Source organism: Gluconobacter potus (assembly GCF_015244705.1).
Classification (GTDB): domain Bacteria; phylum Pseudomonadota; class Alphaproteobacteria; order Acetobacterales; family Acetobacteraceae; genus Gluconobacter; species Gluconobacter potus.
Genome location: NZ_JABCQF010000004.1, coordinates 231343 through 247329, shown reverse-complemented (window position 1 = coordinate 247329; position 15987 = coordinate 231343). Strand labels below are relative to the sequence as shown.

Sequence of the window (15987 nt, the reverse complement as noted above, 5' to 3'; positions counted from 1 at the left end):
CTTCCCGTGGAAGCCCGTCTTATATCACGGGAATGCGCTGACGAAAGACCTGCCATGTGTCTCAGGCAGCAACGCGCGCGCGCAGGGCCTTGGGAACGGCTCGCGATGAGCCCGTTGGGACGAAACGCCAGTTGGCGGCATCGGAAAAAACTGCCCGCAGAAGCCTGTTATTGAGCGCATGACCGGATTTGTGACCAATAAAACCGGCCTGCATCCGGTGGCCGGCGCAATAGAGATCGCCAATCGCATCAAGTAGTTTGTGGCGGGCGAACTCGCGCTCGATTTTCAGGCCTGCCGGATTGAGGATATTTTCTCCATCCACAACGACCGCCGTGTCCAGTGAGCCACCGCGTGCCAGTCCGATACTCTGTAGATACTCGATGTCCTTGCGGTTGACGAAGGTGCGGCAGAACGCGAGTTCTTCCATGAAGCGACGTTCATCAAGCTGGATGGCGTAACGCTGGTTTCCGATGGCCTGAGCCGGGAAGCTCAGTGAAATGGCCAGGGAGAGGCCGCGCTGGGCGGGGCGCAGTTCGGCAAAGGCACCGTTTTCGCCTTCGACCCGGACGTTGCGCAGGATCTCGATAACCTGGCGGGGCTTGTCCAGCGTTTTACGGCCGGCGCAGCGGATCAGGAAGGCAAAGGCATCTGACGCACCATCGAGAACGGGCAGTTCGGGGCCACTGACCGCAACGAGGATATTGTCGATCTCGCAGGCGTTGAGGGCCGCCATGAGGTGCTCGATCGTGGCAACACGCAGGGAGGGATCCGTGGGGCAGCCGACAACCGTTGAAAGACGGGTGTCCACGATATGGTCGTAGAGCGCGGGAAAGGAGGGGGAGCCCTCGATGTCCGAACGCTGGAACCTGACGCCGGTATCCGCGGGGGCGGGGGAGAGAACTAGATCGACGGTTACGCCACTGTGCAGGGCGATGCCCTGACAGTGAATGGGGTTGGCAAGGGTTGTCTGCAGGTTTTTCGAGCTGCCGCGCTCCGGGCGGGAAGGCGTTCCATCGAGGGCAGAGACCGTTTCCGGCTGTCCTGCCTCAACGCCTTTCGCCGTGCTGCCGCCATGCGTTGGCGTAACCTGCATAAAGCCTCCGAAAAATCTGATTCCGGAGACTAGAAAACAGATACCGGGCGTCAGTTCCAGTCAACGATTGTTGCCGGATATTTCCCCCTCATGGTGTGCATGAGGGGGAAAGACGATCAGCGGCGCAGGTAGGTCGGAATATCCAGGTTGGAATCGTCAGCATTGCCGGAAGGCTGTTCCTGCTGCTGCGGCGCCTGTTGGGGGTATCCGTCGCGGGTACTGGGCTCCGTCCGCTGGGTGGTCTGCGGTGCCTGCTGCGGTTGGGGCGGACGGCTGCGGAAGGCGCCCGTGACCATACCGAACAGGCTCCGCGGCGCTTCGGGCTGCGGCGGCGGGGCATGACGGGACGGATCGGAGAACAGACCGGCCCGGGGAGAAGGCTGGTGGGTGTTTTCCTGACGGGGCGTCTGGGTTTCAGTGGCCGCAGGCTGGGTCGCCGGGGCTTCCTGCTGCGGCTGCGGGGCTGTGTTCTGGGCCTGCTGCTGCTGGGGATCAATCGCGAAATTCGGGCGCGGCGGCCCCCCGGCATAGGTCGATCCTGGCTGGAACGAGGACGCTGCCGCGCGGGTCCCGGCGCTTTCGCGCGGAGCGGCCGTTCCGGCGTTCGTCTGCGGCGCAGCGGCCTGACGGGTTTCCGTGCTCGGAGCCGAAGGATCCTGACGCGGCTGTGTGTCGATGCCGGTGGCAACGACGGACACGCGGACACGACCGTTCAGCTTTTCGTCGATCAGCGCGCCGAAGATGATGTTGGCATCATCGGCCACTTCTTCACGGATGCGGTCAGCAGCAGCGTTGACTTCGTACAGCGTCAGGTCTTCGCCGCCGGTGATGTTGATGAGCAGGCCACGCGCACCTGCCATGGACGCGTCTTCCAGCAGCGGGTTGGAAATCGCGCGCTCGGCTGCGAGCACGGCACGGTCTTCCGCATCTTCCTCGCTGGAGGCTTCGCCCGTCCCCATCATGGCCTTGCCCATCTCTTCCATCACGGCCTTGACGTCCGCAAAGTCGAGATTGATGAGGCCCGGAGAGACCATGAGGTCCGTAATGCCGCGAACGCCCATATTCAGGACATTGTCAGCCATCCGGAAGGCTTCGCGGAACGTCGTGTTCTGCGTTGCCGAATTGAACAGGTTCTGGTTCGGGATGACGATCAGCGTATCGACGTGCTTCTGCAGTTCGGCAATGCCGTTTTCTGCGGCAGTCGTGCGGCGGCGGCCTTCAAAATTGAAAGGCTTGGAAACAACGCCGACCGTCAGGACGCCGCGCTCACGCGCCATGCGTGCGATGACCGGAGCCGCACCCGTACCTGTACCGCCGCCCATGCCGGCCGTGATGAAGACCAGATTCGCGCCTTCGAGCTGACGGTCGATTTCCTGTGCGGCTTCTTCGGCGGCTTCGCGACCGATTTCCGGCTTTGCACCTGCACCCAGACCGCGCGTCAGATGGGGGCCAAGCTGGACGCGGCGTTCGGCCTTGGAGTGGGCAAGCTGCTGGGCGTCGGTGTTGGCAACGACGAATTCCACGCCCTTGAGTTCAGACGCGATCATGTTGTCGACGGCATTCGTGCCGCCGCCGCCAACGCCGATCACGGTAATCCGTGGCGCCAGCTCAACGTGGGAATTGGGAGTAGGAGTAAGGTTCAGCGTCATGATCTGGTCCGGAACTTCATGAAAGCGACAGGTGTGGGCGTTGTCATCTGTAGTAGACTACACATTGTTGCGTATGAAGCCTACGAGACGTTTAACAAGTCCGCGAGGTTTAGGTTCAGGAACGGAAATATCTCCGAAATCCCGATCCGCACCCGCTGCCCAGGCCAGAAGCCCCGCAGCGGTTGAAAATCCTGCCGAAGCCGCGGCAGTCTCGGGCAGGCCGTAAATGTTCTGGGGTTTTCCCATCCGGACAGGCCGGCCAAGAATACGCGTTGCGACGGGCACGATTCCCTCAAGAAGCGATGCACCACCGGTCAGCACGACCCGACCATTGGCCAGGCGCCCCAGTCCCGCATTATCGAGCGACTGCCGCACGAGTTCGAGCGTTTCCTCGATCCGGGGCTGGATGACGGAAATGACCTTGGAGCGCTGAAGCCGGACCAGCCGGTCGCTGTTCTCGCCGATCAGCGGCACCGAAAGGATTTCCCGCTGGTCGTCCGAACCCATCTGGGCGGCACCATACATCGTCTTGAGGCGTTCGGCCGTTTCCAGAGACGTCGAGAGCACGCCGGCAATGTCGCGCGTGACATGCAGGCCGCCAACCCGGATCTGGGCCGTGTGGAGCAGCTTGCCTTCACAGAAAACCGCCAGTGACGTCGTGCCGCCGCCCATTTCCACGACGGTCACACCCAGTTCGCGCTCTTCGGCGGCCAGAACTGACACGCCGGAGGCAAAGGGACTCGCGACCAGCCCGTCCAGCTTCAGTTCTGCGTGTTGCAGGACGGCATCCAGAGTGCGCAAGGCGCTGGAATTCATGTCCACGACATGCATCCGGGTGGCCAGTTCTTCACACTGATGCCCGATCGGGTCCGCGATTCCGGGGATGGAATCCACGACATATCCGATGGGAAGCGTATGGATGACTTCGCGGCCTTCCATCCAGGCGCGGGCCTGTCCTTCGGCGATCAGGCGCTGCACGTCACCGGCGGTGACTTCGCGGCCGCCGATGGGGATCTGCGCGTCAACCAGACGGCTCAGCGGGCGCCCGCAGGACAGGTTGACGACGAGCGAGTCCATGCGCCGCTCGGCAGCTTCCTCGGCCTGTCCGACGGTGGCACGGATTGCAGCTTCGGCCTCGCGGATATCAACGATGGACCCCGAACGGATGCCGTGGGAACGGCGCCATCCATGGCCCAGAACCTGAATGGATCCATCCGGTTCGCCCTTGCCGATCAGGCAGGTCATTTTCGTCGTGCCGATGTCCAGCGCACCGAAAATCCCCGGACGCCAGCTGACGTTCCGCTGTGTGTCCTCGGGGGGAAGCGGCAGGATGTCACGCGGGACGCGGTTGACGCTGACGTCACGTTCGCCACCGACAGGGATGAGGGACCGGCCCCTGAGACCGCCCCGGCGCCGGAATGCCGGAAGATCTGACATGGAGTTGTGGTCGTTCATGGCTGCTTCGTGCTGTCTGCTGGTGGTGACGGTGAGGAAGGGTCAGGCTTTGCGCTATCCGGAGGCGGAGCTGCCTGAGGCGGCTGGTGGACGACCATTCGGTCCGGAAGGCGCAGATCGATCGACTGGACCGGCCGCTCCAGCAGACGCATGCTCTGCTGATAGCGGGCCAGACGGGTGAATGCCGCGGCTTCCTCGCCCTCAGGCAGCATCACGGTCGTGCCGTCCTTGAGCGTGGCATTCCAGCGCCGGTTGCCCACGCGGATCAGGGCCGTAACCTGGCTTTTGACCAGCGGCTCCTTGTTCAGGGCGTCGATCACACTGGCGGCTGCCGTATTTGCACCTTCTCCCACCACGAGGGGAAGTTGCAGAAAAGCCTGTGCATTTTTCCCGGTCAGACCCTGATCGGAGACTTCCTCTCCCGCCCGGTTGATGAGCATGAAATGCCCGCGATCCTGCCAGACGGCAATCGGCGTGCGCTCCACAAGCGTGATGATCACGGTATCGGGCATGTGCCGTTCGACCGTTGCGTGGTCGATGAACGGCAGTTCATCCAGCCGCTGACGTGCGGCTTCAACGGAAAATCCAAAGATCGGACGTCCGACGGATGTGCCCAGCGCTTCCTGGATCGAGGCTTCGCTGGTCATGCCGCGACCGTTGATGACGATGTGGCGGATGGGCAGCGGTTCCATTTCGACCAGCCGTGCCCGCAGCGGGGCGAAGCGCTCTTCGGAGGCCGCGTCATACAGAAGGCGAATGCCCGCCCCGGCAATTCCCATCACAACCAGAAATACGATCGCGGGCCGGACCAGCCGCCGTTGCCGGCGCCAGAACAGCTTTGCCCGCGAGGGGCGGTCTTCCTGGGGCGGCAGGGCCCCGGAAAAACGCTCCCGGACAAAATCGTCTCTCTGAAAGGACGGATCCTCCCGCATCAGCGCGCCAGTGCCTCCCGGACCATCCAGTCACACAGTTCCGGATAGGAAATCCCGCAATAGGCGGCCTGCTCCGGCAGCAGGGATGTCGGCGTCATGCCGGGCTGCGTGTTGACCTCGAGGATAACCAGCGTGTCGGTGTCCTCATCGTAGCGGAAATCCGTGCGGCTGGCCCCCTGACAGCCCAGCGTCTGATGGGCGCGCAGGGCGTAATCGAGCGCACGGTCCGTCACCGCCTGCGGAAGCTCCGCAGGGACCACGTGACGCGAGCCGCCAGCCTTGTATTTGGCCTCGAAGTCATAGAATGCAGCCGTTTCGCTGGGCAGGATGTCCGTAACGGCCAGGGCCCGGTCTCCCATGACGCCTGCGGTCAGCTCGCGGCCGGGAATGAAGCTCTCGACCAGCGCGTCTTTTCCGAAACGCCAGGTCCGCGCGATTTCGGCGCGACGGTTGTCTCCCGTCCGCACGATCTCGACACCGACGGAGGAACCTTCTGCGACCGGCTTGATGACGTAAGGCGTGGGGAGCGGATCGGCTTCGGCCAGCTCTTCAACCGTCACGACACGTCCCTGTGCGACGGGCAGACCGGCGGCGGCCAGAAGGATACGGGTCGCCCCCTTGTCCATCGCCACAGCTGAAGCGCGGATGCCGGAATGGGTGTAGGGCAGGTCAAGCCATTCCAGAACGCCCTGAATGGCGCCGTCTTCGCCACGCGGCCCGTGCAGGGCGTTGAAAACGACGTCCGGTGCGGCGGCTTTCAGGCTGGCGATGGTCGTTGCGATATCCGGTCCGACATCGATTGGCGTGACGTCGTGTCCCTTTTCGCGCAGGGCCTCGATTGCGGCCTCGCCACTGACAAGACTGACAGGCCGCTCACTGGATGTTCCCCCCAACAGGACTGCGACCTTCATACCGTCTGTTCTCCTTCGGATTTGCGCCCGATGCGTTTGATTTCCCAATGCAGGTCCACGCCGCTCTGTGCCAGCACTTTTTCGCGCACGGTTTCGCCCAGCGTTTCCAGATCCGTGCTGCTGGCCTGTCCCAGATTGAGCAGGAAGTTGCAGTGCTTTTCGCTGACCTGCGCATCCCCGATCTGAAGACCACGGCATCCGGCTTCGTCAATGAGTTGCCAGGCCTTGTGGCGGTCGGGGTTGCGGAAGGTGGAGCCTCCGGTCCGTGCCCGCACGGGCTGCGAGGCTTCGCGCGAGGCCCGGATGTCCGCGATGCGGCTGCGGATGGCGTCTGCGTTGTCCGGTGTGCCGCGCAGGCTGGCGCGGATCACCACGCTGCCTTGGGGAAGCTCTGAATGACGATAGGCAAAGCCGAGGTCGTCATGGGACAGGCGACGCAGATCGCCTTCGGCCGTCAGGATGTCTGCCCATTCGAGAACGGCATTGATATCTGATCCGTAGGCGCCCGCGTTCATGCGGACGGCGCCGCCGATCGATCCCGGAATGCCAGCCAGGAACTCCAGCCCTGCCAGACCGGCAGAGGCGGCATGTTCGGCCACGCTGATGTCGAGGGCTGCCGCGCCCACGATCAGGCTGTTGCCTTGAACGGTGATGTCCGCAAAGCCGCGCGCCAGACGGATAACCGTGCCGGCAATGCCGCCATCGCGGATGATAACGTTCGAGCACGCGCCCAGAACCGTAACCGGCATGGTGGCCGGATTTTCGCGCAGGAAAAGGGCCAGATCGTCCTGGTCTTCGGGAACGAACAGCCAGTCCGCCGGGCCACCGACCCGGAACCAGGCGCGGGGGCCGAGCGGGGCGTTCGGGGTCAGTCTGCCGCGCAGGCCTTTGACGGGAAAGTCGCTGCTGCCCGTCATGCCGCGCCTTCGGTTGCGGGCTGGCGGTTCAGGGCTTCGAGCTGGGCAGGAAGGGCCTGCGCCCACTGGGTGATGGTGCCGGCGCCAAGGCAGACGACGTAATCGCCCGGCTTGGCGATGGCGTTGATCATTTCCGCCAGATGGGCCGGATCGGGGAGCGGCACGACGGAGCGGTGGCCGCGGTCGCGCAGGCCTTCAACGAGCGCATCGCGGCCTGCACCCTCGATCGGCGTTTCGCCCGCGGCATAGACATCCGCCACGATGACCGTATCGGCGTCGTTCATGCAGGTGCAGAACTCGTTGAACAGGACCTTCAGGCGCGAATAGCGGTGCGGCTGCATGACGGCGATGACGTTACGCGCACCTGCCTGACGGGCCGCCTTGAGCACGGCGGCGATTTCAACCGGGTGATGGCCGTAATCGTCGATGATGGAAATGCCATTATACTCGCCCGTGCGGGTGAAGCGGCGCTTGACGCCCTTGAAGGTCGTCAGGGCGGATGCGATCACGGAATCACTGATTTCCATTTCAAGCGCGACGGCGATGGCCGCGAGCGAGTTCAGGACGTTGTGGTGTCCGAGCATTGGCAGGCGGAACGGCCCGGCGCGGCGCGAGCGGTTGCGCTGGCGATTGGTGACCACGACTTCGAACGTGGCCCCCCGCTTATCCATGACGACTTTCTCGGCGCGGATATCGGCCTGCGGGCTGAAACCGTAGGTGATGACGCGATGATCGGACAGGCGCGGGATCATCTGCTGCACCTGTGGGTGATCCACGCACAGGACCGCAAAGCCGTAGAACGGGATGTTCGAGACGAACTGGTCATAGCCGGCCTGCATGGCCTCTTCCGTGCCCCAGTGATCCAGATGTTCCGGATCCATGTTCGTCACCACCGCAATCACGGCGGGCAGGCGCAGGAAGGAGCCATCACTCTCATCGGCTTCGACGACCATCCAGTCGCCCGATCCCATGCGTGTGTTGGTGCCATAAGCCTCAATGATTCCGCCATTGATGACGGTTGGGTCCAGACGGGCATGTTCGAGCACGCAGGCCACGAGGCTGGTTGTGGTGGTCTTGCCATGCGTGCCACCGATGGCAACGGACCAGCGCAGGCGCATCAGTTCGGCCAGCATTTCCGCGCGTCGCACGACCGGAATGAGCTTGGCGCGGGCGGCCACGACTTCCGGGTTGTCTTTTTTCACGGCCGTGGAGGTCACGACAACCTGTGCATCGCCCAGATTGGAGGCGTCATGGCCAATATGCACGACAATCCCCGACTGGCGCAGGCGCTGCACATTGGCGCCCTCGGCAATATCGGATCCCTGCACCTTGTAGCCCAGCATATGCAGGACCTCGGCGATGCCGGACATGCCGATGCCGCCGATACCGACGAAGTGAATGGTTCCGATGTTCAGGGGCAGGGCGCGCATGGGGCAGGTACTCTTGGGCAGGAACGATAAAAACAGGGATCAGGACCGCAGAGCGGATTCAATCAGATCAGCGACTTTTGCGGCAGCATGAGGGCGCGCGCACAGATGAGCGGCTTTTGCTGCGTTTTCGAGCTTTTCAGGATGGGAAAACAGGTCTGTCAACAGAGCCGTCAGGGCTGCGGATGTAAAATCGGGCTGGCGGATCATCCAGGCCGCACCGGCATCGACGAGCGCCTGACCATTCGCGCCCTGTTCGTCGGACGCTGCGATGGGCAGCGGCACCAGAATGGACGGCAGTCCGGCCATGGCCAGTTCCGCAACCGAAGACCCGCCTGCGCGTCCGATCACGAGATGAGCGTTTTTCAGACAGGCCGGGACATCCGTGAAGAAGGGGGCGGCTTCAACTTCGATCCCCGCAATTTCGTAGATGGCGCGGACGCGCTCCAGATCATCGGCCTTGATCTGCTGCGTGACTTTCAGGCGTTTGCGGAAGTCTTCGGGAAGGGCGGCCAGCGCCTGTGGCACGATGTCGGAGAACACGCGTGCGCCCAGAGAGCCCCCCCAGACCAGAAGATTGATCCTGTCTTCGGGGGGGGCATAGACGTGACTGAACAGCGCTTCGATGCCCGCACGGACGGGCATGCCGGTCAGTGTCGTTTGGGCATTCTTCGGAAGCCGGGCGACCTTCGCGTAAGATGTTGCGATCAGCGGCGAAAAGCGAGACAGGAAAGCATTGGCCTGTCCGAGCACGGCATTGCCTTCATGGATGACCATCTGCGGGCGTTTTGGGGAAGGCAGAAGGCGCGATGCGGTCAGAGGCGGGATCGACGGATAGCCGCCGAAGCCCACGACAGCCGCCGCATTCAGCGAACCGAGAACACGGCGCGCTTCCATCATGCCACGCAGCAGGGCCAGCACGCCATGGACTTTCCCGCCAACGCCTTTGCCAGCCACGCCAGCTCCGTCCAGCACATATTGCGGACGGTCTTTGAACAGGCCGGTTTCGCGGCGCCCATGTCGGGCATCGGTCATCAGGACAAGGTCGTGACCCCGTTCCGCGAGCACGGTTGCCACGGCTTCGGCCGGGAAGAAGTGTCCGCCCGTGCCACCGGCGGCGATAACGATGGGGCGGCTCACGGCGCGTTCCTCTCAAACAGTGGTCCCTGGCCGTAAGGCGCAGAGGTTCTCTGACCAATCCGGCTCTGCCCGACATGATGACGTGTCAGGGCCAGAACCATACCCATGGTCAGGGCCACCGACATTGCCGAACTGCCGCCATAGGAAATGAAGGGCAGGGTCATGCCCTTTGTCGGGATCAGATGCAATGTCGAACCCATGTTGACGAAGGCCTGAAGACCAAACCCCGTTACCAGACCTGCAGCGGAGACGATGACGAACGGATCATCCTCATGCATCAGCTTGAGCAGGGTGCGCAGGACGATGACCCCGAACAGGAGGATGATGCCGATGCACAGGATGAGGCCGTATTCTTCACCCGCGACCGCAAAGACGAAGTCGGCATGGGCATCGGGCAGCAGATCCTTCACGCGGCCTTCACCGGGTCCTCGGCCCAGCAGGCCACCATTTCCGAAAGCGCGCAGCGCGGTATCGATCTGGTAGTGGTCACCGACATCGGGATGCAGGAAGCGCTGTACGCGGGACTGGACATGCGGAAAGACGATATAGGCGACCGCAAAGGCCCCCGCCATGCCGGCGACGCACAGCCCCACCCAGTAGAGCTTGAGACCGTCCACGAACAACTGTGTCATGAAGACCATCGTGATGACGGACAGCATTCCGATGTCGGGCTGGGATTTCAGCAGGACCAGAATGAACCCGAAGCATGCGAAGGCAATCAGCATGCCGGGGAACGCGATATTGCCCCACATCACGACTGAACGGCGCGCCGAGAGCAGCCAGCCGGTTACGACCGCAAAGCACGGCTTGAGGAACTCGGAAGGCTGAACCGACATCATCGGCAGCGCAATCCAGCGGCGCGCGCCCTTGATCTCCATGCCGTGCACCAGCGTCATGGCCGTAGCGCCGAGCGCTATGATGCCGCCGATGATCGCGAGTTTCTTGATGGCCTGCCGCGATAGATAGGATGTCCCAAGCACGATAGCTCCGGCCAGCGCCAGAAAGATCACCTGCTTGAGAATGAACATGTTGCGCGAAGCGCCGATACGCGAGGCGACCGCAGGACTGGCCGCCAGCATCAGCACATAGCCCAGGCCGATCAGCAGACCGACGCATGCCAGCGTCACACGGTCCAGGTTCCGCCACCAGCGGGCTACCGCAGAAGTATCGACACGGGACAGTCCCGACATGGTGTCAATCCTCCTGTTTCTGCGTGGGGTTGGTGCCCGAATGGCCTGATTTTACGATATTATCGCAAATCTGAAGGAAGTGTGAACCTCGATCCTCGAAACTGCGAAATTGATCGAAACTTGCACAGGCGGGTGAGAGCAGGACGACAGGAATGTTTTCGTCGAGAGCGGCTTGGAAAGCGGCTGGAACAGCTTTTTCCAGCGTTCCACACTGCTGGAAGGATACGCCATGCGTTTCCAGCGTCGTGGCCAGGACATCCGCGTCCTGTCCGATCAGAAAAGCCTGTGCGATGTGACCGAAAAAGGGCGCGAGACTTTCGATGCCACCGGCTTTTGCAACGCCGCCCGCAATCCACATGACTTTGTCATAGGCGGCGAGCGCCTTGGACACGGCCTCGGCGTTCGTGGCCTTGCTGTCGTTGATGAAAGAGACGCCATCGCATTCCGCGACTTTCTGCAGGCGATGCTCCAGACCGGGGAAGGATTTCAGGCCGGTCCGGATTGCCGCATCCTCAAGGCCGAGATGGCGTGCAATGGCCAGGGCCGCGCCGACATTCTGGGCATTATGCCTTCCGGGAAGGGCTGGGCCGTCGTAAGGTGGCAGGGTGTCTGCGTCCAGTTCAACGATCTGTACGCCGTGCGATGCGACCTGTGAGGCGATGGCGCGGCACCAGTCATCATCCATGCCGATCACGGCCAGATCGTCCGGGTCCATCTTGTCAAAGACATGGGCCTTGGCGGCAGCATAGCCTGCCATATCGCCATGCCGGTCCAGATGGTCGGGGGTCAGGTTCAGCAGGCAGGCGGCGTTCGCATGGAAACGGTCCAGCCGCTCGAGCATGTAGGACGACATTTCGATGACATAGACGCCGTTATCGGGCAGGAGCGGTAATGCCAGCGATGCCGTGCCCAGATTACCACCTGCCGCGCAGGGCCGCCCGGCCGTCGTAAAAAGATGGGCGATCAGGGCCGTCGTCGTCGATTTCCCGTTCGTTCCCGTGACGGCGACGAACGCCGCCTTTGAGCCGGATTTGCGGACGGCACGATACAGGATCTCGGCATCGGACAGGATCTGGATTCCCTGTGCCCGGGCAAGGTCCGCGACGGGATGAGCCTTGGGCAGCAGATGGGGAATGCCGGGGGACAGGATGAGGGCCGTCATGCCGGACAGATCGGTCAGGGGGGCGACTGTCAGGTTCGGTTGCGCGGGAAGATCGGCATTGCGGTCATCCCAGGCCTGAACCTCTGCACCCATCCCGAGCAGCGCCTGCACAACGGCTGTGCCATTGCGCCCCAGACCGCAGACGGCATAACGCTCGCCTGCCAGAAGGTCGGCCGGAAAGCTGCTCATCGCAGTTTCAGCGTCGCCAGACCGCACAGGCCCAGCACGATGGAGACGATCCAGAACCGGATCACGATCTTCGGCTCCTGCCATCCTTTTTTCTCGAAATGGTGGTGCAACGGTGCCATCAGGAACACGCGCCGGCCCGTCCGCTTGAACCAGAAGATCTGGATCACGACGGACAGGGTCTCGGCCACGAAGACGCCGCCCACGATGCACAGGACGAGTTCATGCTTGGTGGCGACGGCCACGGCTCCGAGAGCGCCGCCGAGGGACAGGGATCCGGTATCACCCATGAAGACGGCGGCCGGCGGGGCGTTGAACCACAGGAACCCGAGACCCGCGCCAATCAGGGCTGCGCAGAAGACTGCCAGTTCGCCCGTGCCGGGGACCGGATGGAGCTGCAGATAGTCGGCGAAGACATGGTTGCCGACCAGATAGGAGATCAGGGCGAAGACCAGTGCCGCGATTACGACCGGGACGATGGCCAGACCATCAAGGCCATCTGTGAAATTCACGGCGTTGCCGAAGCCTGTGATGGTGATCATCGCAAAGATCGGGAAGGCATAGCCCAGCGGAAGGAGCACATCCTTGACGAACGGAAAGGCGACCATATTGCGCAGTTCCGGCGGCGTCAGGGACTGGAGCCAGATGCCGGCAATCAGTGACGCCAGAAACTCGCAGCCAAGCCGGGTGCGCTTGGAGACGCCGGTCGTGTTGCGCTTGGAGAGCTTCAGGTAATCGTCTGCAAAACCGACGGCCCCGAAGGCTGCCGTCGTCAGCATGACCGCCCAGACAAATCCGTTCGTCAGATCGGCCCAGAGCAGCGTGGCTGAGAACAGCGCAATCAGGATCAGCATGCCGCCCATCGTGGGGGTGCCAGCCTTTTCCAGAATGTGCCGCTCGGGGCCAACGGTGCGAATTGGCTGGCCTTCGCGCTGGATGCGCTTGAGCTGCGCGATGAAGGGGTTGCCCAGTGCCAGCGAGATGACCAGCGCCGTCAGGCAGGCGCAGCCCGAACGGAACGTCAGGTAATGGAACAGGTTGAAGAACCCGCCATGGGACGTGTCATGGGCGGCGATGAGATTGAAAAGCATCAGGCAGAAACCGGGCTGGAAGCGTTGTCGAGGACTGAGATCACGTCACGCATCCGGCTGCCGAAGCTGCCTTTCACGAGCAGGAGATCACCGGGGCGAAGGGCTTTGAGGAGCAGGGGCGCCAGAGACGCGGCATCAGCGGCGTATCCGCCCTGAAGCTCGGACGGAAGCGCGTCGTAGAGCGCGCGCATATGGGGGCCGCAGCAGAAAGCGATGGCTTTGGCGGCCTGAACAGCGTCTGCCAGAGAGCGGTGTTCGGCATCGGCGAAGGTGCCGAGTTCGCGGATGTCTCCGAGGGCCGCGATGTGCCGCTGGGCTGGAAGCAGCGCGAGGGTCGCCAGTGCCGCACGCACGCTGGGCGTGGACGCGTTATAGCTTTCGTCTAGAAGGCGCACGTTGTTCAGGATCGTGCGGATCTGTCCCCGTCCGGCACCCGGTACGAAGTTCCGCAGCGCGCTGGTGGCAACGGAGACGTCTTCGCCAAGGGCTGCAACCGCGCCGAGGGCCAGAGCGGCATTGCGGGCGAGATGCTCTCCTGGCGCCGTCAGCGTCACGTTCTGGATGCCAGATGGCAGATGCAGCGAAAAATGGCTGCCTTTTGCCGAGCAGTGCAGATTTTCGATCCGGAGCTGTGCCGTCTCGGAGAAGCCTGAACGCCACAGGGCACATCCTTCGGGGAGAGCTGCCCGAAAATGGTCCTGACCGGCTGCGTCGTCGGGGACGATGGCGATCCCCTTGTTCGCAAGTGCGCCGAACAGGTCGGATTTTTCCTGCGCAATCGCCTCGATGCTGCCCATATGGCCGAGATGTGCTGTGCCGATCGTGGTGATGATGGCCACATCGGGCCGGACCTGAGCGGCGAGGGGGGCAATTTCCCCGACATGGTTCATGCCGATCTCGCTGATGCAGAACCGGGCGTCCTGCGGCAGGCGTGCCAGTGTCAGGGGCACGCCCCAGTGATTGTTGTAGGAGGCGACGGCGGCGTGCGTCGGGCCGATGGCGGACAGTGCGACTTTCAGCATGTCCTTGGTCGTCGTCTTGCCGACACTTCCGGTGATGGCGACGACCTTTCCGCGAAAGCGCGTGCGCGCATAACGGCCCAGATCCACAAGGGCAGTCATGGTGTCAGGAACGATCAGAAGGCGCGGATCGTCCAGACCAGCCGTGTCATGCACAAGCGCGCAGGCGGCACCCTTGTCCAGAGCCTGCTGCACATGGGCATGGCCGTCGCTTGTCTCGCCATGCAGCGCGATGAACAGGTCCCCCGGGGCCAGCGTTCGGGTGTCGATCGAGATGCCGGTGACCTGAACGTCCGCGTTCAGTGTTCCGCCTGTCGCGGCCCGAAGATCCGCACTGTTCCACAGAACGTTCATGCCACACCTGCCAGTTCACGGGTGACGATACGGTCATCGAAGGGCAGGATGTCCGTGCCGACGATCTGACCCTGCTCATGTCCCTTGCCGGCCACGACAAGGATATCGCCGGGCTTCAGGGCCTCAAGTCCCGCTGCGATAGCGCTGCGACGGTCCGCGATTTCGAGTGCGTCCGGGCATGCCGCCAGGATTTCGGAGCGGATGGAAGCGGGCTCTTCCGTGCGGGGATTGTCGTCCGTCACGATCGCCAGATCCGCCATTCGCGCGGCAACTGCACCCATGAGCGGGCGCTTGCCGCGGTCACGGTCGCCGCCCGCGCCGAAGACCACGACCAGACGCCCTGCCGTATGCGGGCGCAGGCTGGACAGGACGCAGTCGAGCGCATCGGGGGTGTGGGCATAATCGACATAGGCTGCGGCCCCGTTGGGCAATGCGACAGCCCGTTCGCAGCGGCCGTGTACACCCGTCAGGCGTGGCAGAAGGGCCACAACCTCCCGGGCATCGGCGTCATCTTTCCAGCACATGGCAGCCGCCAGCATCACGTTGTCGGCCTGAAAGCGCCCGGGCAGCGAAAGGGACATTTCGGGCAGTTCCTCGCCATGCAGGGCGAGACGCAGGATCTGCCCTGACGGCGTGGGACGGGCTTCGATCAGTCGCAGCGTGGTGCCATTGCGCCCGACGCTGCGGAGTTTCAGGCTCCGACGGGCTGCAATGTTCTGAAGAGCCGCAAACGTCTCGCTGTCCATGTCTGCATTGACCGCCGCGATGCCCCCCGTGGGCAGCACTTCGTCAAACAGGCGCAATTTTGCCGTGCGATAGGCTTCCAGCGTCAGGTGATAATCGAGATGGTCGCGCGTCAGATTGGAGAAACCGGCTGCCGTCAGTGTGACGCCATCCAGCCGGTGCTGCTCCAGTCCGTGCGATGAGGCTTCGAGGGCGACATGCTCCACGCCGTTGCGGGCCAGCGCGGCCAGGGTCTGGGACAGCGATACGGGGTCCGGTGTGGTCAGGCTGGGCGGAGCCGGGACATCAGTATCGGAAATGAGGCCCAGCGTTCCAAGGCTTGCCGCCCGGTTTCCCTGAAGGATCCAGAGCTGGCGCAGGAAATCGGCCGTGCTGCTTTTACCGTTCGTCCCCGTGATTGCGGCGATGCAGGAGGGCTGCGGACCGGCAAGTGCGGACGCCATGCAGGCGAGCAGATGCTTGGCATCGGGCCGTACGATCACGGGAACTGCGCTATCCGGGCGCGCGGTTTCCTGATCCACGATCACGGCTGCGGTCCCCTGCGATACGGCCTGCGGTATGAAGGCGCTTCCGTCCTGTTTCGCGCCGCGCAGGGCAAAGAAGAGCGTCCCCGGGCCGGCCCGGCGGCTGTCGGCGGTCACGGCCAGAATGTCGGGATCGTCTGTCAGGGACTGCGACGTGCCGCAAAGGGCGAAGAGCTGGGAGAGGCGCATCAAA

General features: G+C 63.2%; 13 protein-coding genes. All 13 read right to left on the bottom strand.

What is annotated here, in order from left to right; translation table 11 throughout:
- Positions 1-61: 61 nt before the first annotated feature.
- Positions 62-1093 carry a UDP-3-O-acyl-N-acetylglucosamine deacetylase gene (gene lpxC, locus HKD31_RS08950; protein ID WP_194264524.1) on the bottom strand — a complete coding sequence of 344 codons (1032 nt, stop codon included), beginning with the start codon at positions 1091-1093 and terminating at the stop codon, positions 62-64.
- Between the two features lie 116 nt (positions 1094-1209).
- Positions 1210-2742, bottom strand: a complete 1533-nt coding sequence (ftsZ, locus tag HKD31_RS08945) for a cell division protein FtsZ (protein WP_194264525.1) — start codon at positions 2740-2742, stop codon at positions 1210-1212.
- A gap of 57 nt (positions 2743-2799) precedes the next feature.
- Entirely contained in the window at positions 2800-4197 is a 1398-nt protein-coding gene (ftsA, locus tag HKD31_RS08940) for a cell division protein FtsA (protein WP_011251759.1), read from the bottom strand.
- The gene (locus HKD31_RS08935; RefSeq protein ID WP_194264526.1) at positions 4194-5129 is read right to left on the bottom strand and encodes a cell division protein FtsQ/DivIB; all 936 of its coding nucleotides are present in this window, start codon (positions 5127-5129) and stop codon (positions 4194-4196) included. Before HKD31_RS08935 ends, ftsA begins: the two co-directional genes overlap by 4 nt.
- Positions 5129-6040 carry a D-alanine--D-alanine ligase gene (locus HKD31_RS08930; protein WP_194264527.1) on the bottom strand — a complete coding sequence of 304 codons (912 nt, stop codon included), beginning with the start codon at positions 6038-6040 and terminating at the stop codon, positions 5129-5131. The genes HKD31_RS08935 and HKD31_RS08930 overlap by 1 nt, the downstream gene beginning before the upstream one ends.
- Complete coding sequence (gene murB / locus HKD31_RS08925; RefSeq protein ID WP_194264528.1) at positions 6037-6957, bottom strand: UDP-N-acetylmuramate dehydrogenase; 921 nt, start codon at positions 6955-6957, stop codon at positions 6037-6039. Before murB ends, HKD31_RS08930 begins: the two co-directional genes overlap by 4 nt.
- Positions 6954-8387, bottom strand: a complete 1434-nt coding sequence (murC, locus tag HKD31_RS08920; protein ID WP_041110611.1) for a UDP-N-acetylmuramate--L-alanine ligase — start codon at positions 8385-8387, stop codon at positions 6954-6956. The genes murB and murC overlap by 4 nt, the downstream gene beginning before the upstream one ends.
- Before the next feature lie 39 nt (positions 8388-8426).
- Complete coding sequence (murG, locus tag HKD31_RS08915) at positions 8427-9524, bottom strand: undecaprenyldiphospho-muramoylpentapeptide beta-N-acetylglucosaminyltransferase (protein ID WP_194264529.1); 1098 nt, start codon at positions 9522-9524, stop codon at positions 8427-8429.
- Positions 9521-10714: an FtsW/RodA/SpoVE family cell cycle protein gene (locus HKD31_RS08910; protein ID WP_194264530.1), complete on the bottom strand. Its 1194-nt coding sequence runs from the start codon at positions 10712-10714 to the stop codon at positions 9521-9523. The genes murG and HKD31_RS08910 overlap by 4 nt, the downstream gene beginning before the upstream one ends.
- Positions 10715-10718: 4 nt before the next feature.
- On the bottom strand, positions 10719-12065 hold the full coding sequence (murD, locus tag HKD31_RS08905) for a UDP-N-acetylmuramoyl-L-alanine--D-glutamate ligase (protein ID WP_194264531.1): 1347 nt from the start codon (positions 12063-12065) through the stop codon (positions 10719-10721).
- On the bottom strand, positions 12062-13153 hold the full coding sequence (gene mraY / locus HKD31_RS08900) for a phospho-N-acetylmuramoyl-pentapeptide-transferase (protein WP_011251751.1): 1092 nt from the start codon (positions 13151-13153) through the stop codon (positions 12062-12064). Before mraY ends, murD begins: the two co-directional genes overlap by 4 nt.
- Positions 13153-14526 (bottom strand): UDP-N-acetylmuramoyl-tripeptide--D-alanyl-D-alanine ligase, encoded by a 1374-nt coding sequence (locus tag HKD31_RS08895; RefSeq protein ID WP_194264532.1) that lies wholly within the window; start codon positions 14524-14526, stop codon positions 13153-13155. Before HKD31_RS08895 ends, mraY begins: the two co-directional genes overlap by 1 nt.
- A complete protein-coding gene (locus HKD31_RS08890; protein ID WP_194264533.1) occupies positions 14523-15983 on the bottom strand; it encodes a UDP-N-acetylmuramoyl-L-alanyl-D-glutamate--2,6-diaminopimelate ligase in 1461 nt (486 codons plus the stop codon). The genes HKD31_RS08895 and HKD31_RS08890 overlap by 4 nt, the downstream gene beginning before the upstream one ends.
- Between the last annotated feature and the right edge of the window lie 4 nt (positions 15984-15987).

What these genes read in the sequence shown, in the direction of transcription:
- lpxC (WP_194264524.1), bottom strand. Translation starts at nt 1,093, where the DNA reads ATGCAGGTTACGCCAACGCATGGCGGCAGCACGGCGAAAGGCGTTGAG.
- ftsZ (WP_194264525.1), bottom strand. Translation starts at nt 2,742, where the DNA reads ATGACGCTGAACCTTACTCCTACTCCCAATTCCCACGTTGAGCTGGCG.
- ftsA (WP_011251759.1), bottom strand. Translation starts at nt 4,197, where the DNA reads ATGAACGACCACAACTCCATGTCAGATCTTCCGGCATTCCGGCGCCGG.
- HKD31_RS08935 (WP_194264526.1), bottom strand. Translation starts at nt 5,129, where the DNA reads ATGCGGGAGGATCCGTCCTTTCAGAGAGACGATTTTGTCCGGGAGCGT.
- HKD31_RS08930 (WP_194264527.1), bottom strand. Translation starts at nt 6,040, where the DNA reads ATGAAGGTCGCAGTCCTGTTGGGGGGAACATCCAGTGAGCGGCCTGTC.
- murB (WP_194264528.1), bottom strand. Translation starts at nt 6,957, where the DNA reads ATGACGGGCAGCAGCGACTTTCCCGTCAAAGGCCTGCGCGGCAGACTG.
- murC (WP_041110611.1), bottom strand. Translation starts at nt 8,387, where the DNA reads ATGCGCGCCCTGCCCCTGAACATCGGAACCATTCACTTCGTCGGTATC.
- HKD31_RS08910 (WP_194264530.1), bottom strand. Translation starts at nt 10,714, where the DNA reads ATGTCGGGACTGTCCCGTGTCGATACTTCTGCGGTAGCCCGCTGGTGG.
- murD (WP_194264531.1), bottom strand. Translation starts at nt 12,065, where the DNA reads ATGAGCAGCTTTCCGGCCGACCTTCTGGCAGGCGAGCGTTATGCCGTC.
- mraY (WP_011251751.1), bottom strand. Translation starts at nt 13,153, where the DNA reads ATGCTTTTCAATCTCATCGCCGCCCATGACACGTCCCATGGCGGGTTC.
- HKD31_RS08895 (WP_194264532.1), bottom strand. Translation starts at nt 14,526, where the DNA reads ATGAACGTTCTGTGGAACAGTGCGGATCTTCGGGCCGCGACAGGCGGA.
- HKD31_RS08890 (WP_194264533.1), bottom strand. Translation starts at nt 15,983, where the DNA reads ATGCGCCTCTCCCAGCTCTTCGCCCTTTGCGGCACGTCGCAGTCCCTG.